General features: G+C 55.3%; 19 protein-coding genes, 2 tRNA genes, 1 rRNA gene and 1 riboswitch. Of the genes, 6 read left to right on the forward strand and 16 right to left on the reverse strand.

From position 1 onward, the window contains the following. Nucleotides 1–143: 143 nt before the first annotated feature. The 5 genes from RY075_RS22455 to btuB all read right to left on the reverse strand — a co-directional run bounded on the left by RY075_RS22455 (nucleotide 144) and on the right by btuB (nucleotide 5,046). Nucleotides 144–219, reverse strand: a tRNA-Ala gene (locus tag RY075_RS22455). Between the two features lie 105 nt (nucleotides 220–324). Then, nucleotides 325–401: transfer RNA gene (locus RY075_RS22460), tRNA-Ile, on the reverse strand. A gap of 70 nt (nucleotides 402–471) precedes the next feature. Then, nucleotides 472–2,013 (reverse strand): 16S ribosomal RNA (locus RY075_RS22465). 386 nt (nucleotides 2,014–2,399) lie between these two features. After that, entirely contained in the window at nucleotides 2,400–3,251 is an 852-nt protein-coding gene (murI, locus tag RY075_RS22470) for a glutamate racemase (RefSeq protein ID WP_032608099.1), read from the reverse strand. Continuing rightward, nucleotides 3,196–5,046, reverse strand: a complete 1,851-nt coding sequence (gene btuB / locus RY075_RS22475; RefSeq protein ID WP_003862065.1) for a TonB-dependent vitamin B12 receptor BtuB — start codon at nucleotides 5,044–5,046, stop codon at nucleotides 3,196–3,198. Before btuB ends, murI begins: the two co-directional genes overlap by 56 nt. Before the next feature lie 65 nt (nucleotides 5,047–5,111). Beyond that, nucleotides 5,112–5,288, reverse strand: a riboswitch (cobalamin riboswitch). Nucleotides 5,289–5,392: 104 nt separating this feature from the next. Here btuB and trmA point away from each other — a divergent pair. Then, complete coding sequence (trmA, locus tag RY075_RS22480) at nucleotides 5,393–6,493, forward strand: tRNA (uridine(54)-C5)-methyltransferase TrmA (protein WP_003862063.1); 1,101 nt, start codon at nucleotides 5,393–5,395, stop codon at nucleotides 6,491–6,493. Nucleotides 6,494–6,583: 90 nt separating this feature from the next. On the opposite strand, the gene RY075_RS22485 is transcribed toward trmA, so the two are convergent. Together RY075_RS22485 and fabR are read right to left on the reverse strand one after the other, a co-directional pair. Further along, nucleotides 6,584–6,943 carry a YijD family membrane protein gene (locus tag RY075_RS22485; protein ID WP_003862061.1) on the reverse strand — a complete coding sequence of 120 codons (360 nt, stop codon included), beginning with the start codon at nucleotides 6,941–6,943 and terminating at the stop codon, nucleotides 6,584–6,586. 9 nt (nucleotides 6,944–6,952) lie between these two features. Next, entirely contained in the window at nucleotides 6,953–7,591 is a 639-nt protein-coding gene (gene fabR / locus RY075_RS22490; RefSeq protein ID WP_003862059.1) for an HTH-type transcriptional repressor FabR, read from the reverse strand. A 196-nt stretch (nucleotides 7,592–7,787) separates the two neighbouring features. Between fabR and sthA the strand changes: the two genes are divergently transcribed. Then, nucleotides 7,788–9,188, forward strand: a complete 1,401-nt coding sequence (gene sthA / locus RY075_RS22495; protein ID WP_003862057.1) for a Si-specific NAD(P)(+) transhydrogenase — start codon at nucleotides 7,788–7,790, stop codon at nucleotides 9,186–9,188. Here sthA and oxyR read toward each other — a convergent pair. The 4 genes from oxyR to argC form a co-directional block, all read right to left on the reverse strand. After that, complete coding sequence (gene oxyR, locus RY075_RS22500) at nucleotides 9,171–10,088, reverse strand: DNA-binding transcriptional regulator OxyR (RefSeq protein WP_008501786.1); 918 nt, start codon at nucleotides 10,086–10,088, stop codon at nucleotides 9,171–9,173. The genes sthA and oxyR overlap by 18 nt on opposite strands. Before the next feature lie 305 nt (nucleotides 10,089–10,393). After that, nucleotides 10,394–11,767, reverse strand: coding sequence for an argininosuccinate lyase (argH, locus tag RY075_RS22505; RefSeq protein WP_003862053.1), 1,374 nt, complete (start codon nucleotides 11,765–11,767; stop codon nucleotides 10,394–10,396). Nucleotides 11,768–11,872: 105 nt separating this feature from the next. Then, entirely contained in the window at nucleotides 11,873–12,649 is a 777-nt protein-coding gene (gene argB / locus RY075_RS22510) for an acetylglutamate kinase (RefSeq protein ID WP_086527949.1), read from the reverse strand. A 6-nt stretch (nucleotides 12,650–12,655) separates the two neighbouring features. After that, nucleotides 12,656–13,660 carry an N-acetyl-gamma-glutamyl-phosphate reductase gene (gene argC / locus RY075_RS22515; RefSeq protein ID WP_023315030.1) on the reverse strand — a complete coding sequence of 335 codons (1,005 nt, stop codon included), beginning with the start codon at nucleotides 13,658–13,660 and terminating at the stop codon, nucleotides 12,656–12,658. An 88-nt stretch (nucleotides 13,661–13,748) separates the two neighbouring features. Here argC and argE point away from each other — a divergent pair, with 88 nt between their 5' ends. From argE to RY075_RS22530, 3 genes are all read left to right on the forward strand, one after another. Further along, nucleotides 13,749–14,900, forward strand: a complete 1,152-nt coding sequence (gene argE / locus RY075_RS22520; RefSeq protein WP_003862050.1) for an acetylornithine deacetylase — start codon at nucleotides 13,749–13,751, stop codon at nucleotides 14,898–14,900. Between the two features lie 271 nt (nucleotides 14,901–15,171). Next, complete coding sequence (ppc, locus tag RY075_RS22525; RefSeq protein ID WP_017383108.1) at nucleotides 15,172–17,823, forward strand: phosphoenolpyruvate carboxylase; 2,652 nt, start codon at nucleotides 15,172–15,174, stop codon at nucleotides 17,821–17,823. Between the two features lie 102 nt (nucleotides 17,824–17,925). Then, nucleotides 17,926–18,774, forward strand: a complete 849-nt coding sequence (locus tag RY075_RS22530) for an AraC family transcriptional regulator (RefSeq protein WP_045343486.1) — start codon at nucleotides 17,926–17,928, stop codon at nucleotides 18,772–18,774. Here the strand turns inward: RY075_RS22530 and RY075_RS22535 are convergent. From RY075_RS22535 to RY075_RS22555, 5 genes are read right to left on the reverse strand one after another with little or no spacing between them, the layout of a single operon-like run. Then, nucleotides 18,761–19,117, reverse strand: coding sequence for a PTS fructose-like transporter subunit IIB (locus RY075_RS22535; RefSeq protein ID WP_045343485.1), 357 nt, complete (start codon nucleotides 19,115–19,117; stop codon nucleotides 18,761–18,763). The two genes, RY075_RS22530 and RY075_RS22535, sit on opposite strands and share 14 nt — an antisense overlap. A gap of 2 nt (nucleotides 19,118–19,119) precedes the next feature. Further along, nucleotides 19,120–19,995 carry a [formate-C-acetyltransferase]-activating enzyme gene (locus RY075_RS22540; RefSeq protein ID WP_109949073.1) on the reverse strand — a complete coding sequence of 292 codons (876 nt, stop codon included), beginning with the start codon at nucleotides 19,993–19,995 and terminating at the stop codon, nucleotides 19,120–19,122. After that, entirely contained in the window at nucleotides 19,961–22,258 is a 2,298-nt protein-coding gene (locus RY075_RS22545) for a formate C-acetyltransferase (protein ID WP_048245113.1), read from the reverse strand. Before RY075_RS22545 ends, RY075_RS22540 begins: the two co-directional genes overlap by 35 nt. A 51-nt stretch (nucleotides 22,259–22,309) precedes the next feature. Next, nucleotides 22,310–22,630 carry a PTS fructose-like transporter subunit IIB gene (locus RY075_RS22550; RefSeq protein ID WP_045346531.1) on the reverse strand — a complete coding sequence of 107 codons (321 nt, stop codon included), beginning with the start codon at nucleotides 22,628–22,630 and terminating at the stop codon, nucleotides 22,310–22,312. A 14-nt stretch (nucleotides 22,631–22,644) separates the two neighbouring features. Next, the gene (locus RY075_RS22555) at nucleotides 22,645–23,724 is read right to left on the reverse strand and encodes a PTS fructose transporter subunit EIIC (RefSeq protein WP_050870475.1); all 1,080 of its coding nucleotides are present in this window, start codon (nucleotides 23,722–23,724) and stop codon (nucleotides 22,645–22,647) included. 305 nt (nucleotides 23,725–24,029) lie between these two features. Here RY075_RS22555 and ptsP point away from each other — a divergent pair, with 305 nt between their 5' ends. Then, on the forward strand, nucleotides 24,030–26,531 hold the full coding sequence (gene ptsP, locus RY075_RS22560; RefSeq protein ID WP_338627969.1) for a phosphoenolpyruvate--protein phosphotransferase: 2,502 nt from the start codon (nucleotides 24,030–24,032) through the stop codon (nucleotides 26,529–26,531). Nucleotides 26,532–26,534 lie beyond the last annotated feature (3 nt).

The raw sequence follows: 26,534 nt of genomic DNA on the forward strand, positions 1-26,534 counted from the left end.
ATTGCGAAAATTTGAGAGACTCGAACACACATGAGCTGTGTGTCGTTTCAATTTTCAGCTTGATCCAGATTTTTAAAGAGCAAAACTTCGCAGTGCACCTTTTCAGGTTCACTCTGAAGTTTTCTTGTGTTCGCAGTAAAAGATGGTGGAGCTATGCGGGATCGAACCGCAGACCTCCTGCGTGCAAGGCAGGCGCTCTCCCAGCTGAGCTATAGCCCCATCGTAGTCACCTCTGTACCGGTAATTTTTGTTGAGGCAAGGCGTGGTGACACGAAGCATACTCAGGTATGTGAGTGTCGCCGCAACGCAGCATCAGCAAAAATTTGGTAGGCCTGAGTGGACTTGAACCACCGACCTCACCCTTATCAGGGGTGCGCTCTAACCACCTGAGCTACAAGCCTGTAGAGGTTTTTTACTGCTGTTTTTCATCAGACAATCTGTGTGAGCACTGCAAAGGCAGGTTCTTTAAGGTAAGGAGGTGATCCAACCGCAGGTTCCCCTACGGTTACCTTGTTACGACTTCACCCCAGTCATGAATCACAAAGTGGTAAGCGCCCTCCCGAAGGTTAAGCTACCTACTTCTTTTGCAACCCACTCCCATGGTGTGACGGGCGGTGTGTACAAGGCCCGGGAACGTATTCACCGTGGCATTCTGATCCACGATTACTAGCGATTCCGACTTCATGGAGTCGAGTTGCAGACTCCAATCCGGACTACGACGCACTTTATGAGGTCCGCTTGCTCTCGCGAGGTCGCTTCTCTTTGTATGCGCCATTGTAGCACGTGTGTAGCCCTACTCGTAAGGGCCATGATGACTTGACGTCATCCCCACCTTCCTCCAGTTTATCACTGGCAGTCTCCTTTGAGTTCCCGGCCTAACCGCTGGCAACAAAGGATAAGGGTTGCGCTCGTTGCGGGACTTAACCCAACATTTCACAACACGAGCTGACGACAGCCATGCAGCACCTGTCTCAGAGTTCCCGAAGGCACCAAAGCATCTCTGCTAAGTTCTCTGGATGTCAAGAGTAGGTAAGGTTCTTCGCGTTGCATCGAATTAAACCACATGCTCCACCGCTTGTGCGGGCCCCCGTCAATTCATTTGAGTTTTAACCTTGCGGCCGTACTCCCCAGGCGGTCGACTTAACGCGTTAGCTCCGGAAGCCACGCCTCAAGGGCACAACCTCCAAGTCGACATCGTTTACGGCGTGGACTACCAGGGTATCTAATCCTGTTTGCTCCCCACGCTTTCGCACCTGAGCGTCAGTCTTTGTCCAGGGGGCCGCCTTCGCCACCGGTATTCCTCCAGATCTCTACGCATTTCACCGCTACACCTGGAATTCTACCCCCCTCTACAAGACTCTAGCCTGCCAGTTTCGAATGCAGTTCCCAGGTTGAGCCCGGGGATTTCACATCCGACTTGACAGACCGCCTGCGTGCGCTTTACGCCCAGTAATTCCGATTAACGCTTGCACCCTCCGTATTACCGCGGCTGCTGGCACGGAGTTAGCCGGTGCTTCTTCTGCGGGTAACGTCAATTGCTGAGGTTATTAACCTCAACACCTTCCTCCCCGCTGAAAGTACTTTACAACCCGAAGGCCTTCTTCATACACGCGGCATGGCTGCATCAGGCTTGCGCCCATTGTGCAATATTCCCCACTGCTGCCTCCCGTAGGAGTCTGGACCGTGTCTCAGTTCCAGTGTGGCTGGTCATCCTCTCAGACCAGCTAGGGATCGTCGCCTAGGTGAGCCGTTACCCCACCTACTAGCTAATCCCATCTGGGCACATCCGATGGCAAGAGGCCCGAAGGTCCCCCTCTTTGGTCTTGCGACGTTATGCGGTATTAGCTACCGTTTCCAGTAGTTATCCCCCTCCATCAGGCAGTTTCCCAGACATTACTCACCCGTCCGCCACTCGTCAGCGAAGCAGCAAGCTGCTTCCTGTTACCGTTCGACTTGCATGTGTTAGGCCTGCCGCCAGCGTTCAATCTGAGCCATGATCAAACTCTTCAATTTAAAAGTTTGATGCTCAATGAATTAAACTTCGTAATGAATTACGTGTTCACTCGTTGAGACTTGGTATTCATTTTTCGTCCGAGGACGTTAAGAATCCATGTCACTTTGAGTGCCCACACAGATTGTCTGATAAATTGTTAAAGAGCAGTTGCAACGCGGCTTTCAGCACATCGTTGCGAGGTCCCGTATATTACGTTTTCCTCATTCAGAGTCAAGCAATTATTTTCACTTTTCTCTGTTGGCGTTCATCTCTGAACCCCGCTGCCCCGGCGGCTTGTAAGCCGTTGTTCCGTGTCAGTGGAGGCGCATTATAGGGAGTTCTCAGACGTTGACAACCCCTCTTTGAAAAAAAACGTTCAACCGTCTCTTTTTTGCTCAAAACCGTGCTACAGCGCCAGTTTTTCGAGCGTTTCGAAGCCGTAACGCTGTAAAACGGGTAAAAGTTGTTCAGTTTCTTTTGTTATCGCCATACAAAAAGCGATGTTCGCTTCCGCTGATTTCGCATCCGGCGCCTCGTGTTCCAGCAGCCAGGCCGTCCGACGCGCAATCGCCGCACCGGAATCCACCAGCCGGGTTCCTTCAGGCAGGACCTTTAATAGCTCTTCCTGTAACAGCGGGAAATGGGTACATCCAAGAACAACCGTATCCGGGGGTTCCTGCATCCGCAGCCATGGACGCAGAATGCGGCGCAGCTCTTCAAGCGAGACCGTCTCGCCGTGCAGCTTCGCTTCCGCCATTTCCACCAGCTCCGCGGAACCGAGCATGGCGATCTGGCATTCATTGGCAAAGCGCTCAATAAGCTCGCGCGTATAAGGACGTTTTACCGTACCACGCGTCGCCAGCAAACCCACGATGCCGTTCGCCGTCAGACGCGCAGCAGGTTTAATTGCCGGCACAACGCCCACAACCGGGAACGGGAATTTTTCGCGCAGGGCAGGAAGAGAGACCGTGCTTGCCGTATTACAGGCAATGACCGCCAGCGCCAGAGGATAACGCTTTTGTACCGCGGTGACGATTTCAACCACACGCTCAACAATAAAGTCTTCACTCTTTTCCCCATACGGGAACGCGACGTTATCGAAGGCGTAGATGTAATGGAGATCCGGCAGGAGCTGCCGAATCTCATCATAGACCGAAAGCCCACCGACGCCGGAATCAAACACCAGCACGGTGGGACGCGGATCAGAAGGTGTAGCTGCCAGACAAGGTGTATTCCCGTCCTGCAGTTTGGTAGCCATAAACTGTCTCGTAATCTTTATCGAACAGGTTGGCTATTTTACCACGAACTGTGAGATGAGAGGTGACGGGATATGAAACCGCGACGTCCCACAGGCTGACGCCGCCCATTTTCACGCGTTCTGTTGCATAGGTATTCGGATCAACGGCAACGTCATAGCGAGTGCCCAGATAACGGTACGCCAGATTCCAGTCGAGATCCCACACCTGCCAGTCAAGCTGATACTTAACCTGCTGCTTTGAGCGACGTGCCAGGACTTCGTTGGTTTTCGCATTGCGCGGGTCAACGTAGTCATAGGAAATTTGGTGCCCTACCGGTCCGGTATCGAACTGCGCCGTCACCTCAATCCCTTTGATGCGAGCCTCATCCACGTTGTAATAACGGTAGGTCCGCGGGTCGCTGTTAATCAGGTTATCAATATCATTACGATAACCCGTCACGCGCCAGTTTACCGGCCCCGTCAGGCCTTCAAAACCACCTTCCCACTGCTTACTCTCTTCTGGCTTCAGGTCCGGATTGCCGTAATCCTTACTGTGGATCTGGCTCATGGTCGGCGCTTTATACGCTGTGCCGTAAGAACCGATGATGCGATACCCGTCGATGAACTCCCATGCGGCGCTGGTCTGCCAGGTGGCATGATTGCCAAAGTTAGAGTTATCGTCATTACGCGCCGCCGCTTCCAGCGTCACGCTGTTGAACTGCTGCATCGCCGAAAGGAACACGCCGGTATTACGTTGTTCGTAACCTTTTTCCAGATAGCCCGTACCCGCCTGGGTTTTCTGCTTCTGCCAGTCCAGACCCGCGCCGATATTGCCGTGCCCCACTTCAACCGTATTCAGCCACTGGGTGGTGTACTGCTTCACGTCATCCATGGTTGCGGAGTCAGCGTAGCGGCCTTTTTTCGGATCATAGTTCTGATCTTTGCTACGGCCATACCCTGCCACCAGCTGTGACTGGAAAATACCCTGGTTATAGCGCAACCCGGTGTCCCAGTTCTGGCTGTAAACCTGACGCGTGTCCGGCCGCCCATCAATGCCGGTCGCGCCATAGTGATCGTAACCGTCATACGCGGAGCGGTTATCGTAGCCAAAACCACGGACGAATCCGCTGACGCTGTCGGTAAACTGCTGCTCCACCGAGCCAAACAGCGATTTACTCATAAAACCATCGCGGTCTGGCTGGCGCGGGGCATCTTTTGCGGCAATATCAAAACCACGGGTATAGGTATAATCACCGGCCATGGTGATTTTGGTTTTATCGAACACCTGCTGGAAGGCACCGTTATAGTTTTGATACCCCTTTGAACCGACACCCGCAGAAATTTCCGCACCCGGCTTGTCGCGCCCGGTAATGATGTTAATCACACCGCCAATCGCGTCGGAGCCATACAGCGCCGAACGTGGGCCGCGAATGTACTCAATACGCTGAATCAGCGACGTCGGAATTTGGCTTAAATCGGGAACGTTGCTGATCCCGGCATTATTCAGAGGGATACCATCAATCAGTACCAGAACATGGCGGGATTCCGTACCGCGAATAAACGTTGAAGAGGTCGACCCCATCCCGCCGCTTTGTGCGATGTCCACACCCGGCAGGCGTGACATGATTTCCACAACACTCGTTGCCTGCCAGCGTTCAATATCCTCACGCGTCACGACGGAGGTCGGAGCCAGAACGGTTTTTGCTGGTTGTTCGAAACGGTTTGCTGTCACCACCAACGAGTCGGCACTTTCCTGCGCCCAGCCCGAAAATGCCGTGACGGAAAACACCGTCAACAGCGATACTTTTTTAATCATTGTTAAAGCATCCACAATATAAGAAGGATGCCGCAGGCCTCACCGATAGCACGCGATGATGAAACCAAATGCGACGTGATCCCGGCAGGTCTTCGGGCTGGGTGGCGTTATACGGATGAAGACTTCCCATTTTCACAGTGTCTGCAACTCTCATCCCGCCAGTCTTTACCGCTGCGCGTCAGCTCCAGATTTGCACTGGATTCCCTTTTCACTCTCAGGAGACCGGAAACAGAATGCTACAATTAGACACGTATAGATGTCCAGATAGCTATTAGCCATTAAATCTGGACATCCACTGCACAATCCCTACAATCCCCGCGTAATTCTTTATCACTCAGGACGCATCATGACCCCCGAACACCTCCCGACAGAACAGTACGACGCACAGCTGGCTGAAAAAGTTGTCCGCCTGCAAAGTATGATGACGCCTTTCAACGCGCCCGTTCCCGAGGTGTTTCGTTCTCCGGTCAGCCACTACCGTATGCGCGCTGAGTTCCGCATCTGGCACGATGGCGATGACCTGTACCACATCATTTTCGATCAGCAGACGAAATCCCGTATTCGCGTAGACAGTTTTCCGGCGGCGAGTGAGCTCATCAACCAGCTGATGACGCTGATGATCGACGGTGTGCGCAACAATCCGGTACTGCGCAACAAGCTGTTCCAGATTGACTACCTGACCACCCAAAGCAATCAGGCCATTGTTTCTCTGCTCTATCACAAAGCACTGACCGACGAGTGGCGCGAGCAGGCAGAAGCCCTGCGCGATGCGCTGCGCGCGCAGAATATCAACGTGCACCTGATTGGCCGCGCGACCAAAACCAAAATCATGCTGGACCAGGATTACATCGACGAGCGTCTGCCGGTGGCAGGAAAAGAGATGGTTTACCGTCAGGTGGAGAACAGCTTCACCCAGCCGAATGCCGCCATGAACGTGCAGATGCTGGAGTGGGCGTTGAAGGCGACGGAAGGGTCTAAGGGCGATCTGCTGGAACTCTACTGCGGTAACGGCAACTTCTCGCTGGCGCTGGCGCGTAACTTCGAACGCGTGCTGGCGACGGAAATCGCCAAACCGTCGGTGGCAGCCGCGCAGTACAACATCGCCGCTAACCATATTGATAACGTACAAATTATTCGTATGGCGGCAGAAGAGTTTACCCAGGCGATGAACGGCGTACGCGAGTTTAACCGCCTGCAAGGGATTGATTTGAAGAGCTACCAGTGTGAGACAATTTTTGTCGATCCGCCGCGCAGTGGCCTGGACAGCGAAACCGAGAAGATGGTGCAGGCGTACCCGCGTATTTTGTACATCTCCTGTAACCCGGAGACGCTGTGCAAGAATCTGGAAACATTAAGCCAGACGCACAAGGTTGAACGTCTGGCGCTGTTCGATCAGTTCCCGTATACGCACCATATGGAGTGCGGCGTACTGCTTACTGCACGATAATCTTTAGGCCGGATAAGCGTAGCGCCATCCGGCATTTTTTGGCAGGTGGCGCTTCGCTTACCTGCCCTACAACGACTACAAAACCATTCTCTACTCCGGCAACTCGCTCTTGCGGCTACGCATGCGAGAGCCAATCCAGAACACCAGCGCCACAGACAGTACCGCAGGCAGGAAGTTAGAGCCAATATCCGGATACTCCGCGCGCACCACCGTGCTATAAAGCAATACACCCAGAATAAAACAGGCTGCGGCCAGTCCCGGTAACCCAACTGGCATCGTGCGGTTCAGATAACGTTGATGCAGGCAGTACACCGTCAGCACCAGCGCGATAATCGGGAAAATCGAGAACGGTACAATTGAGCTGAAAACCGCCGCAAACGTACCATTAATGGATAAGCCAGCGATCAATGCCAGCAACAGCGTTCCTTTATCCTGACCTGACTGTTTCATTACTCACCTTCACTCATCGTTTTGATGTGCCAACTTCTCTTGTTCACGGCGATACCAGTAGTACGCACCTTTAGAAATCATCCGCAGCTGCAATACCAGTCGCTCTTCGAGTTGCTTGCGTTGTTCAATGCTGACATCCAGCGCTTCAGCACCCGCGCTGAACACAATCGTCACCATCGCCTCAGCCTGTGCTTCAGTAAACGCACGCGGCATATGGTTTTCGAGTTCAAGATAGTCGGCAAGTTCCGCGATGAAATGCTGAATTTCACGCGCGACGGCGGCACGAAACGCGGCTGACGTTCCGGAACGCTCACGCAACAGCAGGCGAAACGCGTTAGGGTTATTGCCGATAAATTCCATAAATGTCGACACGGAAGTGCGGATCACGCTGCCGCCCTTGGCGATACGCTGACGCGCCTGACGCATAAGCTGGCGCAGCATCAAACCGCTCTCGTCGACCATGGTCAGGCCCAGTTCATCCACATCACGGAAATGACGATAGAAGGACGTTGGCGCAATCCCGGCCTCGCGCGCCACTTCACGCAGGCTCAAACTGGCAAAACTCCGCTCAGCACTCAGTTGACTGAATGCGGCTTCCACCAGCGAACGCCGGGTTTTCTCTTTTTGTTGTGCTCTTACGCCCATCACGATAGTTGAATCCTTCCAAAGGCCCGTTGGCACTATACCAGAGAATAAAATTAATCTGTTTACCTGACTTTGTGAATGATTGTTTACGCGCGGTTTGTGCTCCACTGCCCGAAAAAAGCACAACGATAATTGGGTTACCCTGGCAATGATGTTATGATTCTGTTGCTTTTATGTATAAGAACAGGTAAGCCTTGCCATGCCACATTCCTACGATTACGACGCAATAGTTATTGGTTCCGGCCCCGGCGGCGAAGGTGCTGCTATGGGTCTGGTAAAACAGGGAGCCAGAGTAGCGGTTATTGAGCGCTACCATAATGTCGGCGGCGGTTGCACCCACTGGGGCACCATCCCTTCGAAAGCCCTCCGCCACGCCGTTAGCCGCATTATCGAATTTAACCAGAACCCTCTTTACAGCGACCACTCCCGACTTCTTCGCTCCTCCTTTGCCGATATCCTGAATCACGCAGACACGGTCATTAACCAGCAGACGCGCATGCGTCAGGGTTTCTATGAGCGCAACCACTGTGAAATTCTGCAAGGGAACGCGCATTTTGTGGATGAACACACCCTGGCGCTGGAGTGCCACGACGGTTCGGTTGAGACGCTCACCGCTGAAAAATTTGTGATCGCCTGCGGCTCCCGTCCTTACCATCCGGCAGACGTGGATTTCTCGCACCCGCGCATTTACGACAGCGACTCCATCCTCAGCCTGCACCACGAGCCACGCCATGTGATCATCTACGGCGCGGGCGTGATTGGCTGCGAATATGCGTCGATTTTCAGGGGAATGGAGGTCAAAGTTGATCTGATCAACACCCGCGACCGCCTGCTGGCGTTCCTCGATCAGGAGATGTCAGATTCCCTCTCCTACCACTTCTGGAACAGCGGCGTGGTGATTCGCCACAACGAAGAGTACGAGAAAATCGAAGGCTGCGACGACGGTGTGATCATGCACCTGAAATCCGGTAAGAAGCTGAAAGCCGACTGCCTGCTGTATGCCAACGGCCGTACCGGCAATACGGATTCATTGCAGCTGGAGAATATCGGGCTTGAAACCGACAGCCGCGGTCAGCTCAAGGTCAACAGCATGTACCAGACTGCGCTGCCGCACGTTTACGCGGTCGGCGACGTGATTGGTTACCCAAGCCTGGCCTCCGCCGCTTACGATCAGGGCCGCATCGCCGCACAGGCGCTGGTGAAAGGTGAAGCGACGGCGCATCTGATTGAAGATATCCCGACGGGCATCTACACCATTCCGGAAATCAGCTCTGTCGGCAAAACCGAGCAGCAGCTGACGGCCATGAAGGTGCCTTACGAGGTGGGTCGTGCCCAGTTTAAACATCTGGCGCGGGCGCAAATCGTGGGAATGAGCGTAGGTACACTGAAGATCCTGTTCCATCGCGAGACGAAAGAGATCCTCGGTATTCACTGCTTCGGTGAACGCGCGGCGGAAATCATTCATATCGGCCAGGCGATCATGGAGCAAAAAGGTGGTGGCAACACCATTGAGTACTTCGTTAACACCACCTTTAACTACCCGACCATGGCGGAAGCTTATCGGGTCGCTGCGCTGAACGGCTTAAACCGCCTGTTTTAACGCGCTGTCAAAATGGCCATCCATCGCACCGCGGATGGCCTCTGCCAGCTGCTCATAGCGGCTGCGCAGCGGTGACCCCGGACGATAAACCAGACCAATGGTGCGACGCGGCTCCGGCTTAATACACGGCAGATAGACCACGCCATCACGTTTACGCTCGTGCGGCACCGCCAGCGCCGGCAACAGCGTAATACCGCTTCCCGCCGCCACCATATTACGCAGCGTTTCCAGGCTGGTTGCGCGGAAATGGGTATCTTCATCGGCACCCGCTTCGAAGCAGAAGCCCATCGCCTGATCGCGCAGACAGTGGCCGTCTTCCAGCATCAGCAGTTTTTCACCGGCCAGATCGGCCATCGGTACGCGATCGCGGTTCGCCCACGGGTGATCTTCATAGATCGCCAGCATCATCGGCTCATCGAACAGCGGTACTTCAATAAACGCTTCACTCTCTTTAACGAGCGCCAGAATCGCACAGTCGAGCTTACCGCTGTCTAACTGCGCCAGCAGCTGATGGGTTTGCGCTTCATGCAGGTACATTTCGAGTTTCGGGAACGTCTGGTGCAGCATCGGAATGATGTGCGGCAACAGGTACGGGCCAACGGTTGGGATCAGGCCAATATGCAGCGGGCCGGACATCGCTTCCCCCTGCTGGCTTGCCATTTCCTTGAGCACTTTGACCTCGCGCAGTACGGTGCGCGCCTGATCCACCAGCAGCAGACCTGCCTGCGTGAACAGTACTTTACGACTGGTGCGCTCCAGCAGCATCACGCCCAGCTCATCTTCCAGCTTGCGGATCTGACCGCTCAGCGTTGGCTGGCTGACATGGCAGGAGTCTGCCGCGCGGCGAAAATGGCGATGCTCAGCTAACGCTACCAGGTATTCAAGATCACGAATATTCATTATTCATCCTCCGTCGCCACGATAGTTCATGGCGATAGATAGCATAGCAACGAACGATTATCCCTATCAAGCATTCTGTTGAATAATACATCACATAGACGAGGCGGCACGTGTTTGACCCTTGACGTCCCCGCACCGTCAGCGAGTTTCTCTCAAAACTCGAAAAACTAAAGCCAACGTGAACTTTTGCGGACCCCGTGGTCCGCTTTTTTTTGCGTAAAAAAAAGCCCAGCACTAAGCCAGGCTCCGTTTTTCTCCCTCTCCCAGTGGGAGAGGGCCGGGGTGAGGGCACCAGCCCGCACGGTTTAAACCAACCGGTTTTTCGCATCCGCAATCGCCTGCGCTACCTGCTTCGGTGACACGCCGCCTTTCGCTGCACGCTTATCCAGGCAGGATTGCAGGGCCAGAATCGGGTAGACATCATCCCCGATAACCGCGCTGAATTTTTGCAGGTCGGCAAGCGCCAGCTCTTCAAGGGCTTTACCCTGACGAATCGCTTCCACTACCGCTTCACCCACAATATGGTGCGCCTCGCGGAACGGTACGCCTTTCGCCACCAGGTAGTCCGCCAGCTCGGTAGAGTTAGCATACCCCTGCTGCGCCGCTTCCTGGCAGCGCGGACGTTTCACCTGAATGCCGTCCAGCACCAGCGCGCCCATATGCAGACAGTCCAGCCAGGTGTCGAGCGCGTCGAACAGCCCCTCTTTGTCTTCCTGCATGTCTTTGTTGTACGCCAGCGGCAGCCCTTTCAGGGTCATCATCATACCGGTCAGCGCACCCTGCACGCGGCCACATTTCCCGCGGATCAGCTCCAGCGCGTCCGGGTTTTTCTTCTGCGGCATCAGGGAGGAGCCGGACGTCACACGGTCGGACAGCTCCACAAACCCGGCTTCGCCAGAGTTAAAGAAGATCAGGTCTTCGGCAAAGCGCGACAGGTGCACCATCCCGATAGACGCATTTGAGAGCAGTTCCAGCACGTGGTCACGGTCAGAGACGCTGTCCAGACTATTGCGGGTGGCGGAGGCAAAGCCCAGCCAGCCTGCCAGCTGCTCACGGTCAATTTCATAAGCCGTACCGGCAAGCGCGCCGCTGCCCAGCGGGCTCACGTCCAGACGCTTTAAGGTATCCTGTAAACGACTCTCATCACGCGCCAGCATCTCAACATAGGCCAGACACCAGTGCGCGAACGTCACCGGCTGCGCGCGTTGCAGGTGGGTATAACCCGGCATCACCGCGTCCTGATTGTTCTGCGCGGTGTCCACCAGCGCGCCCTGCAACTGACGATTCGCCGCCAGCAGTTCGCCGACGGTCTCTTTGCACCACAGCTTCAGGTCGGTCGCCACCTGGTCATTACGGCTACGCCCGGTATGGAGCTTTTTACCCAACTGGCCGACTTTGTCGATCAGTTTGCCTTCCACCCAGCTGTGAATATCTTCAGCATCGCTCTGGAGGATTTGCTGCGGATCCAGACGCACCTCTTCCAGCAGATTGTTCAGCGCCTCTTCCAGCTGCTGCTGTTCGTCTGCGGTCAGCACGCCAACGGTCACCAGCGCTTTGGACCAGGCCACAGAGCCGACAATATCCTGTTCGGCCAGGCGGTAGTCGAAGCGCAAAGAGTCGTTGAACTGTTTGAACCGCTGATCCGCTGCCTGTGTAAAACGCCCACCCCAAAGTGCCATAACGAATTTCCTTAATGATGATATTTTTGCCCGGTGGCGCTGCGCTTACCGGGCCTACAAAATTCACGTAGGCCGGATAAGCAAAGCGCCATCCGGCACAGAAACTTAAGCCAGAATACGCGTACCAATCGGCGTACCGTTAAACAGCGCCGGGAGTTGCTCCGCGTGCCGCCAGGAGGCGATATCCACCGGGCGACCCAACGTGCGGGCCGCATCCAGCGCCGCATTCACTTTAACAATCATGCCATCGGTGATAATGCCTTGATCGATCAGCTGCTCGGCTTTGGCGGCGGTCATTTCCGCAATACGCTGGCCTTTGCCGTCCAGTATGCCGCTCACGTCGGAGAGCAGGATCAGGTCTGCGCCCAGCGTGGCCGCCAGCGCGGTTGCCGCCTGGTCAGCGTTAACGTTCATCAGCTCGCCCTCTTCGGTCACGCCGATTGAGCTCACCACCGGCAGGAAACCGCCTTCCAGCAGGGTGTTAATCAGCTTAGGCGAACCCGGCTGCGCCAGTCCAACATGGCCAAGCTCTTCGTCGAGCTGGGTCACTTTCACGCTATCGCCATCGCCCAGACAGAGGCCAACGGAGGCGATATGGTGTTTCTTCGCCCACGCCAGCAGCGTTTTGTTCGCTGTGCCCGCCAGCGCGCCGGTAATGATGTCAATCTGGTCGGCAGGCGTCACGCGCAGGCCATTTTTCTTTTTCACCGGCAGGTTGAGCCCTTTCATCAGCTCATCCACCACACAGCCGCCGCCGTGCACAATCACCAGCGGACGTTGGTGTGATTCACGATAGTTCACCAGTGCGTTAAACAGGCGCTCCAGCGCTTCTTCGCTGTCCAGCAGTACACCACCGAGTTTGATAATTAATGGGTTCATCATCACACCTTAAATAAGAGCCTGCGTTTCAGGGAAGCCGAAACGAATATTTGCACACTGCATTGCCTGTGCGGCAGCGCCTTTGAGTAGGTTATCTTCTGCTGCCACCACGATGAGATGCTCACCCTGCACGGCAAAGCCGATATCGCAGAACGGCAGGCCGACCACATTTTTCAGCGCCGGCACGCCTTTGTCGTACAGGCGCACCAGCGGTTTGTCCGCATACGCCTGCGTGAAGACCTCGTTCACCTGTTCTTTGGTCACACCCGGCTTCAGGCGGCAGGTAATGGTTTCGAGGATCCCGCGCGGGAAGCTGCCCAGATGCGGGGTGAAAATGACGTCCGCGCCCAGATGCGTCGTGATTTCAGGATGATGACGGTGGTTAAACACGCCATACGGCTGAAGGCTCACTTCGCAGAAGCTGTTGGAGATTGCCGCTTTGCGCCCGGCGCCGCTCACGCCACTGGTGGCGTTGATCACCGGCCACTGGTTCAGATCCAGCAACCCGGCGTCGATCAGCGGCTTCAGGGAAAGCTGCGCCGCCGTCGGGTAGCATCCCGGAACGGCAATCAGGTTCGCTTCTTTCAGTTTATCTGCGCTCCACTCCGCCAGGCCGTACACCGCTTTTTCAAGCAGTTCCGGATGCTGGTGGGTGAAACCGTAATATTTTTCGTAGAACGCGCCGTCGTTAACGCGGAACGCGCCGGAGAGATCGAACACCACGCATCCGGCTGCCAGGAACTGCGGCGCCAGGTCGTGACTGACCTCGTGTGCGGTGGCTAAAAACACCACGTCAACGCCGTCGGTAAACTCGCTGATGTCAGACATGGGCTGCAAAGGCAAATCAACCACGCCCTTAAGTTGTGGATGCAAATCGGAAATTAACTTTCCGGCATCATTGCTTTGCGCTGACACGGTCAAAGCGGTTATGGTCATATGAGGGTGGCGATTTACGTAGCTTACAAGCTCTGCGCCCGCATAACCGCTAGCGCCTACAATCAGCGTATTCAACATCGGGTTCCTTTATGCTCAACGTTAATGTATTTTTATTCACATTTATTGCATGAATATTGATACTATCACGACCTAAGGTGTGTCAACAATGAAAATGAACTTACCGCCATTTATCGAGATTTACCGCGCCCTGATCGCCACACCCTCCATCAGCGCGACGGAAGAAGCCCTGGATCAGAGCAATGAGTCTTTAATCAATCTGCTGGCGGGTTGGTTTAGCGATCTTGGGTTTAACGTTGAGGTTCAGCCCGTCCCCGGAACACGCCACAAATTTAACCTGCTCGCCAGTACCGGACATGGCGCGGGCGGCCTGCTGCTGGCTGGGCACACTGACACCGTGCCGTTTGATGATGGCCGCTGGACGCGCGATCCGTTCACGCTGACCGAGCATGACAACAAGCTTTATGGTCTGGGCACCGCCGACATGAAAGGCTTCTTCGCCTTTATCCTCGACGCGCTGCGTGACGTGGACGTGACGAAGCTGAAAAAACCACTCTACATTCTGGCGACCGCCGATGAAGAGACCAGCATGGCGGGCGCACGTTATTTCTCTGAAAACACATCGATTCGTCCTGACTGCGCGATCATCGGCGAACCAACCTCTCTGCAACCGATTCGGGCGCACAAAGGCCATATTTCTACCGCGGTGCGCGTACTGGGCCAGTCTGGCCACTCCAGCGATCCGGCGCGCGGCGTGAACGCCATTGAGCTGATGCATGACGCGATTGGCCGCATCATGACCCTGCGCGACGATCTGAAAGAGCGCTATCACTACGAGGCGTTCACCGTGCCTTACCCAACGCTTAACCTCGGCAGCCTGCACGGCGGTGATGCGTCCAACCGTATCTGCGCCTGCTGCGAACTGCATATGGATATCCGTCCTCTGCCGGGCATGACGCTAAGCGATCTGGATGGCTTACTGAACGAAGCGCTGGCACCGGTCAGCGAGCGCTGGCCGGGCCGTCTGACGGTCTCCGAACTGCATCCGCCGATTCCAGGCTACGAATGCCCGCCTGACCATCAGCTGGTTCAGGTAGTGGAAAAACTGCTCGGCGAGAAAACCGACGTGGTGAACTACTGCACCGAAGCGCCGTTTATTCAGACGCTGTGCCCGACGCTGGTTCTGGGCCCTGGCTCCATCAACCAGGCACACCAGCCGGACGAATATCTCGAAACCCGCTTCATCAAGCCCACCCGCGAACTCATTACCCAGGTTGTGCATCACTTCTGCTGGCATTAAAACCGCACCGAAAAGTCCCCTCTCCCTGTGGGAGAGGGTTAGGGTGAGGGCAACAAATCGCATGATCACCGTCACATTTCCATAAGCATCTCTTATCTGACGCAATGCGAATTAAATTTCGTAAATTGTCCGCATTTATTCGTCTGCTGAACCGTTTTCGCAGCAATTGACGACGGGGGTTTTACGTGGCTTTATAAAGGGAGATGACAAAATAATGTCCAGAAGATTTTCGCCTGGGCATAAACAAAAATGATGGGGTGACTGGGTTTTTATGAACGAACAATATTCCGCGTTGCGTAGTAATGTCAGTATGCTCGGCAAAGTGCTTGGAGATACCATCAAAGACGCACTGGGGGAGAACATCCTCGACCGCGTTGAAACCATCCGCAAGCTGTCCAAATCTTCCCGCGCCGGTAATGAGGCCAACCGTCAGGAGCTGCTTACCACCTTGCAGAACCTCTCCAACGATGAGCTGCTGCCCGTTGCCCGCGCCTTCAGCCAGTTCCTGAACCTGGCAAACACCGCTGAGCAATACCACAGCATTTCGCCAAAAGGCGAAGCGGCCAGCAACCCGGAAGTCATTGCCCGCACCCTTCGTAAACTCAAAGACCAGCCCGACCTCAACGAAGCGACCATCAAAAAAGCGGTGGAATCCCTTTCGCTGGAGCTGGTGCTGACCGCACACCCAACCGAAATCACCCGTCGTACGCTGATCCACAAAATGGTGGAAGTGAACAACTGTCTGAAGCAGTTGGATAACAAAGACATCGCCGACTACGAACGTAACCAGCTTATGCGCCGCCTGCGCCAGCTGATTGCCCAGTCCTGGCACACCGATGAAATTCGTAAGCATCGCCCAAGCCCGGTCGACGAAGCCAAGTGGGGCTTTGCGGTGGTGGAAAACAGCCTGTGGGAAGGGGTACCCAACTACCTGCGCGAGCTGAACGAACAGCTGGAAGAAAATCTGGGCTATCGCCTGCCGGTCGACTTTGTGCCGGTTCGCTTCACCTCCTGGATGGGCGGCGACCGCGACGGCAACCCGAACGTGACGGCGGAAATCACCCGTCACGTCCTGCTGCTGAGCCGCTGGAAAGCAACCGACCTGTTCCTGAAAGATATTCAGGTGCTGATCTCCGAGCTGTCGATGGTGGAAGCGACGCCGGAACTGCGCGCGCTGGCCGGTGAAGAAGGCGCCAGCGAGCCGTACCGCTTCCTGATGAAAAAGCTGCGCGGTCAGCTGATGGCCACTCAGGCCTGGCTGGAAGCGCGCCTGAAAGGCCAGCGCCTGCCGAAGCCGGAAGGTCTGCTGAGCCAGAACGAACAGCTCTGGGAGCCGCTATACGCCTGCTATAAATCGCTCCAGGCCTGTGGGATGGGCATCATTGCCAACGGCGAACTGCTCGACACCCTGCGCCGCGTGAAGTGTTTCGGCGTGCCGCTGGTGCGTATCGACGTTCGTCAGGAAAGTACCCGTCATACCGAAGCGCTGGGCGAGCTGACCCGCTACCTCGGCATTGGCGACTACGAAAGCTGGTCAGAAGCCGACAAACAGGCGTTCCTGATCCGCGAGCTGAACTCCAAGCGCCCGCTGCTGCCGCGCAACTGGGAGCCAAGCAATGACACCCGCGAAGTGCTCAACACCTGTAAAGCGATTGTAGATGCGCCGAAAGGATCTGTGGCCGCCTACGTGATCTCCATGGCGAAGACCCCGTCCGACGTGCTGGGCGTTCACCTTCTGCTGAAAGAAGCGGGCATTGACTATGCTCTGCCGGTAGCACCGCTGTTTGAGACTCTCGACGACCTGAACAACGCTAACGACGTGATGACCCAGCTGCTGAACATCGACTGGTATCGCGGCTTTATTCAGGGCAAACAGATGGTGATGATCGGCTATTCCGACTCCGCGAAAGATGCGGGGGTGATGGCAGCCTCCTGGGCGCAGTATCAGGCACAGGATGCACTGATCAAAACCTGTGAGAAAGCCGGTATCGAGCTGACCCTGTTCCACGGACGCGGTGGCTCAATTGGTCGTGGCGGTGCGCCTGCACACGCGGCGCTGCTCTCTCAACCACCAGGAAGCCTGAAAGGCGGCCTGCGCGTGACCGAGCAGGGCGAGATGATCCGCTTCAAGTACGGCCTGCCGGAAGTGACCATCAGCAGCCTGTCGCTTTATACCAGCGCGATCCTCGAAGCCAACCTGCTGCCGCCGCCGGAGCCAAAAGAATCCTGGTGCCGGATTATGGACGAACTGTCTGACATCTCCTGCGATCTGTACCGCGGCTACGTGCGTGAAAACAAAGATTTTGTCCCTTACTTCCGCTCGGCCACGCCTGAACAGGAGCTGGGTAAACTGCCGCTGGGCTCGCGTCCTGCAAAGCGTCGCCCGACCGGTGGCGTTGAATCCCTGCGCGCCATTCCATGGATCTTCGCCTGGACGCAAAACCGCTTAATGCTGCCAGCCTGGCTGGGTGCCGGTGCGGCGCTGCAAAAAGTGGTGGAAGACGGTAAGCAGAGCGAACTGGAAACCATGTGCCGCGACTGGCCATTCTTCTCTACCCGTCTGGGAATGCTGGAGATGGTCTTCTCGAAGGCCGACCTGTGGCTGGCGGAATACTACGATCAGCGCCTGGTGAAGCCGGAGCTGTGGGCGCTGGGCAAAGAGCTGCGCGAACTGCTGGAAGGCGACATCAAAGTGGTGCTGGACATCGCCAATGACTCCCACCTGATGGAAGACCTGCCGTGGATCGCCGAGTCTATCCAGCTGCGTAACATCTACACCGACCCGCTGAACGTTTTACAGGCTGAACTGCTGCACCGTTCGCGTCTGGCGGAAGAGGAAGGTAAAGAGCCGGATCCGCGCGTTGAACAGGCGCTGATGGTGACGATTGCGGGCGTTGCGGCGGGTATGCGTAACACTGGTTAATCGGTTTTGCCGGGTGGCGTTTACGTTTACCCGGCCTAAAATAGGCTTTTCGTAGGCCCGGCAAGCACCAGCGCCGCCGGGCAATACCCTGGTATCCACACCATGCACCACGACATTACCCAGATCCTGACTAACCTGATCAACGGCACAACGCCGCTGCGTCAGGTGCATTTTGCAAACTCCGCTACCTCCGCCCCCGAACTTGCCTTGCAGGTCGATTTTCCACGTCTGGAGATCGCGATCGAAGGTTCGATGAAAGACCAGGCTGGCTGCGTTTTACAGCAGGGTGATGTTTTATACGTCCCGGCTGGCGGCTGGAATAATCCACAATGGCAAGCACCCGCAACAACGCTGAGCATCCTGTTTGGCAAACAGCAGCTTGGGTTTAGCCTTTTGCACTGGAATGGTATAGACGTGCGAAACCTGACAAAGCAGCACGTTGCCCGCCGCGGTCCCCGTATTGGATCGTTACTTTTACAGACGCTTCATGAAATGCAGATGCAACCGCATGAGCAACAAACCGCGCGGCTGATTATTGCCAGCCTGCTTAGCCACTGCGTCGACCTGCTGGGTAGTCAGATCCAAACCGCCTCCCGCAGCCAGGCTTTGTTTGAAGCAATTCGGGTCTATATTGACGAACACTACGCCACTCCCCTTACCCGGGAATCCGTCGCGCAGGCGTTTTATATCTCCCCAAACTACCTGTCGCATCTGTTCCAGAAAACGGGCGCAGTGGGTTTCAATGAGTACCTGACGCACACCCGACTGGAACACGCGCGCCAGTTACTGAAAGGATATGATTTGAAAGTGAAAGAGGTGGCGCATGCCTGCGGATTTGTCGACAGCAACTATTTCTGCCGGTTGTTTCGTAAAAACACCGAGCGTTCGCCGTCAGAATACCGTCGCCAGTATCACAGCCAGCTCACCGGGAAGGTCATTAGTCCAGAATGACCTGAGTATGCTGCGGAGCGGCTAACATTTTACGCACCGCCCCCATCACCTTTTGTGGGTCGCGTAAAAAGGCGCTAATACCGCACTTCACGTAGCGCGCATGCTCGAAACGTTCGCTGCCCGCCAGTTCGATATCGGTAATGAGCAATACGACATCGGCTCGCCGTATGTCGTCTTCCGTAAGCTCGCACTCAACACCCAGCGCTCCCTGCGTCTCAATGTTAACGCTCCACTTCTCCTGCTGGCAGAGCTTTTCCAGACGTTCGGCAGCCATATAGGTATGTGCGACGCCACTGACACACGCGGTCACCGCCACCAGATGACGTCCCGTTATCACTGTCATGTTCAGCCTCCCACGGTAACATTGAAACCTTCGCGCTCTGCCAGTTGACGCATCGCTGACACCTCATCTTCTGTCGGAGGGGTCGCTTGCCGCATTCCCCACTCCTGTCCCAGCAGACGGTATTTTGGCTCCCCATACTGATGAAAGGGCAATAAATGCAGTTGCCGTATTCCTGAAGGTAGCAGGAAAGCCAGCACGCGTGCCATGTTCGTTTCGTTAAGCGTATAGCCAGGAATAAGCGGCACACGAGGAATCACGTTTATCCCGTTAGCCACCAGCTGGCGGAAATTATCCAGCACTCTGGGAAGATTCATTGCCACAATCGATTGGGCCAGATCCGCGTCCATGATCTTCAAATCAAACAACACTTCATCACACTGGCGAGCCAGCGGCATGAGTCGGGACAAAGGGGCATCGCCTGCCGTTTCAATGGCCGTATGCACGCCGAAACGGCGTAATCGCTGTAGAAATTGTGTCGCGAAAGGCGCCTGCAGCAACACTTCGCCACCCGAGAGCGTCACCCCGCCTCCCGAGGAACGAAAGAAGACATCGTCTTTCATGACCTCGTTTATCAGCTCCTCCAGCGTAACATCCCGCCCGATAGGCTCAAATGCGCCGGAGGGGCACTCATCGACGTCCCGCAAACAGGGGGCGCAGTGAAGACATTTACTTTCTCTACGTACCGTCTCGATTTTCGGTGAAATCGACTCCGGATTCGCACACCACGGACAGCGATGAGGACAACCTTTAAAAAAGACCACCGTACGGATGCCGCGACCGTCATTCAATGAGTAGCGCTGGATATTGAAAATACGCGCCACCTCGGCGCGCGTTTCAACCACGTCACAGCTGATGCGCTGTGCGGCGGATAATGTCATCCTGGATCTCCTTCGATAACTCAACAAAGAAGGCGCTGTAGCCGGCAACGCGCACCACCAGCCCGGCAAAATCCTGTGGACGCTGTTGCGCTTCACGCAATGTTTCCGCGTTCACCACGTTGAACTGGATATGCTGCAACTTAAGCTGGGTGAAAGCGCGAAGGAAATCCGCCAGCTTTTGCAGCCCGGCATCGCCTTCCAGCGTCGCAGGGGTAAATTTAACGTTTAACAGCGTACCGTTAGATAACAGATAGTTATCCAGCTTGCTTACCGATTTAAGTACCGCCGTTGGGCCCTGCATATCTTGCCCAAGCATCGGCGAGAGCCCACCGTCAGCCAGTTGCTCTCCGGCAAAGCGGCCATCCGGTGTAGCTCCCACCACTGCCCCCAGCGGCACGTGTGCCGATACGGTATAAGAGCCTGGCGTGAACTGTCCGCCGCGCGGGTTCCGGTATTTTTCGACCTCTTTACAGTAATGGCGCAACAGTTCAGCGCTGATATTGTCGACATCATCGATATCATTGCCGTATTTTTCGAAGCGATTGATCAACCTTGCACGCACCTTTTCTCCCTCAGGGGTGGCAAAGTTCGCTTTTAACACGGCTAAGAGCTCATCAAAACTTAAGCGATGCTGTTCAAAGACCAGCCCTTTCAGGGCGTGCAGTGAATCACTCAGGTTGGCTATCCCGATCCCCTGAACGCCAGAAAAGTTATATCGCGCCCCGCCGTCGGTAATATCTTTCCCTGATTCAAGGCAATCGCTGATAAATGAAGAGAGCAACGGTACCGGTGCCCAGTCTCGATGGCCGATATCGCAAATGTTGCTCCCCTCAACCATCAGCGCAATGTAGTGGTTAATTTTGGCCCGAATATGGTCCAGCAAGCCTTCATAACTCAGCGTTGAATTGCCTTCGTTCTCCAGCATCGCGATTTCCATTACTTTCAGCAGGTTAAACATCGCGATATCGTGCAGACCGTAGGTTTTACCCGGAATTGACAGTTCTACACAGCCTACCACCGCGTAGTCGCGCGCATCCTCCAGCGACACACCCCGATTCAGGAAAGCGGGTACCACCACTTCATCATTGAAAATCTGCGGAATACCAGTGCCCAGGCGGATCGTCTCTGCCGTTTTAAGCAGGAAAGGTCGGTCGATAAGTTCATTAACCCGTACGCCAAGGTTCGGTTGAGGAAGCTGAACGCTTTGGTAAGCATCCAGGCACAGGAAGGAAAGCACATTCACCGCGTTACGCCCGCTTTCCGTCAGTCCGCCCAATAACGCGGTATACCCGGTCGGGAAGCCGGCAAAATAACGGGCGCTGCTGGTCGAGCGCAAGAGCACCACGTCGTTACACTTCACCCACAGCGATTCCAGCAGCTCTTTCAGAAATGCCGGGTCGTCTCCCTGCGTTAACGAGGCCTGATAAAACGGCAGCATATACTGGTCGAAGCGCCCAATAGAAAGCGAGCTGGCGTTAGATTCGTATTGCAAAATGACGTTCATATACCAGAACAGCTGACACGCCTGCCAGAACGTTTGCGGCTTATGCTCCGCGTTGTGCCGCGAGATTTCGGCAATCTTTCGTAGCTCTTCACGCCGTGAAGCGTCATCACAGACGGTTGCAAGCGTTTCAGCCAGCGCAGCATAGCGCAGAATATGGCGCTGGGAGGCTTCAAGCAGAATCAGCGCGGCGGCATAGAACGTGTTCTGAGCATCGCGGGCACAATATTCTCGCATTTGCTCCACCAGCGCACCCAGCCCGTTATTCAGCAGGCGCGGATAATCAATAATGATATGCCCCTGCCCTTTGTCCGTCTGGTTGACGCTGAAAATTTGCGTCCCTACAGCGGCTTTCACCTCATCCGTCATCTGGCTGTTGATGAAATCTTTCATCGACCGTTTTTCCCAATAGGGATACAGCACGTCGCGGTAGATCTGCTTATCCGCTTCGCCGATCTCGAAGCGGTCCTGCGGACGTGTGGAAAACTGGTCCAGCTCCTTAAGTAGCCAGTACGGATCCATCTCAGGGGACATAATGCCCGCGCGCGGTTTAACGGTGCGGTTTCCGGCAATCAGTTCCTCATCACGAATCGCGATATTCACATGGTCAAGAATGTACGCCGTGGCTTTTGCTCGCCTGAGGATAACCGGCTCGCCCTCCGTCTGTTGATGGCTGGCGGTATAGAGCAAAGCACGCTCAAGCGAGATTTCACGTGGACTGGCAAAAAGTGCGTCTTTCAAACGCTGGATACGATTCGTCATGAGGGAACTCCTGTAACGGAAAACGAACCCGCCCCGAAGGGCGGGAGAGCGTCAGGCGATTTGCGCCAGGTGGGCATCAATTTTGTTCATGATGGCGTCGGCGCGTTTTACCGCGTCGCTGATATTGACGCGTACAATGGTTTTCCCGGCAAAGCGCTCTTCGAATTTAATGCCGATATCTTTGGTCAGGATCACCATATCGGCGGCGGCAACGTCTTCTGCCGTCAGTTCGTTCTCCAGGCCAATTGACCCCTGCGTTTCAACCTTCACTTCCCAACCTTTAGATTTGGCGGCACTTTCCAGCGCTTCGGCCGCCATGTAGGTATGGGCAACGCCTGACGGACAAGCTGTTACTGCGATAATTCGGGCCATGTTCTTTTCCTCAATCAGTTAATTTCGAAATCCAGATCCAGGTCGTCCTCTTTTTCCTCGACCTGTTTTGCATTCTTGCGGGCAAAACTCTTCAGCACGTTAACGCTAATGGCCGTCACAACAGCCCCCACGGCAACCGCCACGATGTAGCCCAGCTTGCCCTCCACCACAGGGAGAACGATGAGCCCGCCCCAACCGGCATAGCATTGTGCGCCCATCACGGCGGCCGTCACTGCGCCACATGCGGATCCCAGCATGATGGAGGGAATAACGCGCAGAGGATCAGCAGCAGCGAACGGAATGGCCCCTTCGGTGACCCCCACGCAGCCCATCACTAATGCAGCCTTACCCGCTTCACGCTCTTCACCGGTAAAATTCTTGCGATTAATCAGCGTCGCCAGGCCTAATCCTAGCGGTGGTATGCAAATAGCCACGGCGGCAATTGCAACGACGGTATAGACGCCCTGCGCAACGCAAATCAGCATGAAGGCATACGCCACTTTGTTGACCGGGCCGCCCATATCGAACGCCAGCATGAGACCGATAATAATGGCGAGTACCACAATGCTGCCCTGCTGCATTCCTTGCAGCCACTGGGTAAGGCCCGTGGTCAGCGAGCCTACAGGCTCGCCCAGCCCCCACATCATGATGCCTGCTGTGATAAACGTGCCGATAATCGGGATGATGAAAATTGGCATAACGGAGCGCAGCACTTTCGGGACCGGCAGTTTTTTCAAGTACCAAACGACAATCCCACCGAAAATCCCGGCGATAATCGCGCCAAAGAACCCGGCACCGAAGCTGTTGCCCACCCAGGCGGCAATTGCACAGGGAGCCAGCGCGGCACGTTCTGCAATGGAGTAGCCGATATAGGCGGCGAGGAATGGCACCATCAGCGTTAACCCCGCCACGCCGATATCAAAGAGCTTTTTCAGGTTGGGATCAGTTGCGGCATCGGGCACCGCGCCTTTGCCATACAACATGACCGAAACCGCCAGCAAAATGCCGCCCGAGACCACAAACGGGATCATGTGCGACACCCCAGTCATCAGATGCTGCCGCGTGTTCTTGAGAATATGCACCAACTCTTTCATATGTCGCTCCTGGCCTAAAACCATAAAGATGTTGTGGCAAACAATAGGCAATCAGGAAGACGGCGGACAGGAGACAAAAAGGCCATTTACTGGATTTTTGTAATGTCGAAATAAAAATGCGATCCGCCTCGACATTTCTGATAGACGTTACGCATAAGACAAAGGACCACAACCTGTGAGTCAAATCTCACTTTCCACGTGACATTACATTTGTCCAGCTTTTGGCAGATTTGTCACATGGCGCGCGTCATCCACACACTCGTATGCTGTTGCCCAATGAATGAGGATTGATTTCAGGAGTGTGTATGGCTCTCGTAGTGGAATTTACCTGTGAATTACCCAACGGTGTTCACGCGCGTCCGGCAAGTCATGTGGAAACGCTGTGCAATACGTTTATCTCGCAAATCGAATGGCACAACCTGCGCACAGACCGTAAAGGGAATGCCAAGAGCGCACTGGCAGTCATTGGCACCGATACGCTGGCAGGCGATGCCTGTCGTCTGGTGATCCAAGGTGAAGATGAGCAGAACGCCTATCAGCAACTGGAACAATGGCTCCGGGAAGAGTTCCCACACTGTGATGCGCCGCTCGCAGAAGCCATTAATATTGAGCGCGATCCGCTGCCAGAATCCCTCGCGCGCCTTAATCCAATGCTTTTCCGCGCCCTGCCCGTTTGCAGCGGTAGCGCCCAGGGCGTGTTGACCTTGCTGGCCTCGCTGGATCTCAACGCACTGTCAGATTTACCCGAAGCGAAAGACGAAGGAGATGAGCAGTTAGCACTGGATAATGGTCTCACCCTGCTGGTGAAAAACATTGAGCTGCGCGCGCTGGACAGCGACAGCACCGCCAGCGCCATTCTTGAAGCCCATCGTTCGCTGGCTACGGATACCTCGCTGCGCCAGCACCTCCTGTCAGGGGTCAACCGGGGCTTAAGCTGCGCTCAGGCCATCATCGCCACGGCGAACTATTTCTGCGATACGTTCTCTCGTTCCAGCAGCACGTATTTGCAGGAGCGTGTGCTGGACGTACGCGACGTCTGCTATCAGCTTTTACAGCATATCTACGGTGAAGCGCGTTTCCCGTCTCCGGGGCAACTGACGCAGCCGAGCGTCTGCCTTGCTGACGACCTCACGCCCGGCCAGTTCCTGGAACTGGATAAAACCTTGCTAAAAGGGCTGCTGTTAAAAAGCGGTGGAACAACCTCGCATACGGTTATTCTTGCACGTTCCTTTAATATTCCGACGCTGGTGGGCGTCGACAATGAAAGCCTGCTGCAGTGGCGCAATCAATCCGTATTTATCGATGGCAATGCTGGTGCCGTCGTGGTCGATGCCAGCGATGCGGTGGCGCGCTACTACCGACAGGAAGCACGGGTACAACAGGCACTACGCGAGCAGCAGGGCATCTGGCTGGACCGGGAAGCCAGAACCGCCGACGGCCTGCGGGTTGAGATTGCCGCGAACATCGCCCATGCGGTGGAAGCGCAGGCAGCCTTTGAGAACGGCGCCGAGGGCGTTGGCCTGTTTCGCACCGAAATGCTTTATATGGACCGCAGCAGCGCGCCCGGTGAAAACGAGCTCTACAACATTTTCTGTCAGGCACTGGAAAGTGCAAACGGGCGCAGCATCATCGTGCGGACCATGGATATCGGCGGCGATAAGCCGGTAGAGTACCTGAAGATCCCGGCCGAAAATAACCCGTTCCTCGGTTACCGCGCCGTACGTATTTACGAAGAGTATGCAGTGCTTTTCACCACCCAGCTTCGGGCGATCCTGCGCGCCTCTGCTCACGGCAGCCTGAAGATCATGATCCCGATGATCTCTTCCATGGAAGAGATCCTGTGGGTGAAAGAGAAACTTGCCGAAGCGAAACAACAGCTCCGCGCTGAGCATATTCCGTTTGATGAGAAAATCCCGCTTGGCATCATGCTGGAAGTCCCTTCGGTGATGTTTATCATCGACAAGTGCTGCGAAGAGATTGATTTCTTTAGCATCGGTAGCAATGACCTGACGCAGTATCTGCTGGCTGTTGATCGCGATAACGCCAAAGTCACACGCCATTACAACAGCCTGAACCCGGCCTTCCTGAGGGCGCTGGATTACGCGGTACAAGCCGTCCATCGCCAGGGGAAATGGATTGGCCTGTGCGGCGAACTGGGTGCAAAAGGCTCGGTGTTGCCATTGCTGGTGGGTCTGGGTTTGGACGAGCTGAGCATGGGGTCGCCCGCTATCCCGGCAACCAAAGCGCGTCTGGCTCAGCTTGATAGCCGCGCCTGCCGCCAGTTGCTGAATCAGGCCATGGCGTGTCGCACCTCACTTGAAGTGGAGCACCTGCTGGCGCAGTTCCGCATGAATCAGCAGGACACACCTCTGGTTACACCTCGCTGCATTTCACTGGACAATGACTGGAACAGCAAAGAAGAGGTCATGAAGGGAATGACCGATAACCTGCTGCTCGCAGGACGTTGCCGCTACCCACGCAAGCTGGAGGCCGATCTGTGGGCACGCGAAGCGGTCTTCTCCACCGGGCTCGGCTTTAGCTTTGCTATCCCGCACAGCAAATCGGAGCACATTGAGCAATCCACCATCAGCGTTGCACGCCTGAAAGCCCCCGTCATGTGGGGAGATGAAGAAGCACAATTCATCATCATGCTAACGCTGAATAAACACGCCGCGGGCGATCAGCATATGCGTATTTTCTCCCGACTGGCACGCCGCATCATGCATGAGGATTTCCGCAATGCGCTGGTTAACGCCAGCTCAGGGGAGGCGATTGCTTCCCTGCTACAACACGAATTAGATCTGTAAAAC

The sequence above is a fragment of the Enterobacter sp. JJBC genome, from assembly GCF_036936505.1.
In the GTDB taxonomy this organism is placed as follows: domain Bacteria; phylum Pseudomonadota; class Gammaproteobacteria; order Enterobacterales; family Enterobacteriaceae; genus Enterobacter; species Enterobacter hormaechei_C.

Coding starts and splice junctions, on each gene's coding strand:
- RY075_RS22530 (WP_045343486.1), top strand. CDS start 17,926: ATGCACCACGACATTACCCAGATCCTGACTAACCTGATCAACGGCACA.
- RY075_RS22535 (WP_045343485.1), bottom strand. CDS start 19,117: ATGACAGTGATAACGGGACGTCATCTGGTGGCGGTGACCGCGTGTGTC.
- argE (WP_003862050.1), top strand. CDS start 13,749: ATGAAAATGAACTTACCGCCATTTATCGAGATTTACCGCGCCCTGATC.
- RY075_RS22550 (WP_045346531.1), bottom strand. CDS start 22,630: ATGGCCCGAATTATCGCAGTAACAGCTTGTCCGTCAGGCGTTGCCCAT.
- argB (WP_086527949.1), bottom strand. CDS start 12,649: ATGATGAACCCATTAATTATCAAACTCGGTGGTGTACTGCTGGACAGC.
- RY075_RS22540 (WP_109949073.1), bottom strand. CDS start 19,995: ATGACATTATCCGCCGCACAGCGCATCAGCTGTGACGTGGTTGAAACG.
- sthA (WP_003862057.1), top strand. CDS start 7,788: ATGCCACATTCCTACGATTACGACGCAATAGTTATTGGTTCCGGCCCC.
- RY075_RS22485 (WP_003862061.1), bottom strand. CDS start 6,943: ATGAAACAGTCAGGTCAGGATAAAGGAACGCTGTTGCTGGCATTGATC.
- argH (WP_003862053.1), bottom strand. CDS start 11,767: ATGGCACTTTGGGGTGGGCGTTTTACACAGGCAGCGGATCAGCGGTTC.
- trmA (WP_003862063.1), top strand. CDS start 5,393: ATGACCCCCGAACACCTCCCGACAGAACAGTACGACGCACAGCTGGCT.
- ppc (WP_017383108.1), top strand. CDS start 15,172: ATGAACGAACAATATTCCGCGTTGCGTAGTAATGTCAGTATGCTCGGC.
- oxyR (WP_008501786.1), bottom strand. CDS start 10,088: ATGAATATTCGTGATCTTGAATACCTGGTAGCGTTAGCTGAGCATCGC.
- ptsP (WP_338627969.1), top strand. CDS start 24,030: ATGGCTCTCGTAGTGGAATTTACCTGTGAATTACCCAACGGTGTTCAC.
- murI (WP_032608099.1), bottom strand. CDS start 3,251: ATGGCTACCAAACTGCAGGACGGGAATACACCTTGTCTGGCAGCTACA.
- RY075_RS22555 (WP_050870475.1), bottom strand. CDS start 23,724: ATGAAAGAGTTGGTGCATATTCTCAAGAACACGCGGCAGCATCTGATG.
- RY075_RS22545 (WP_048245113.1), bottom strand. CDS start 22,258: ATGACGAATCGTATCCAGCGTTTGAAAGACGCACTTTTTGCCAGTCCA.
- argC (WP_023315030.1), bottom strand. CDS start 13,660: ATGTTGAATACGCTGATTGTAGGCGCTAGCGGTTATGCGGGCGCAGAG.
- btuB (WP_003862065.1), bottom strand. CDS start 5,046: ATGATTAAAAAAGTATCGCTGTTGACGGTGTTTTCCGTCACGGCATTT.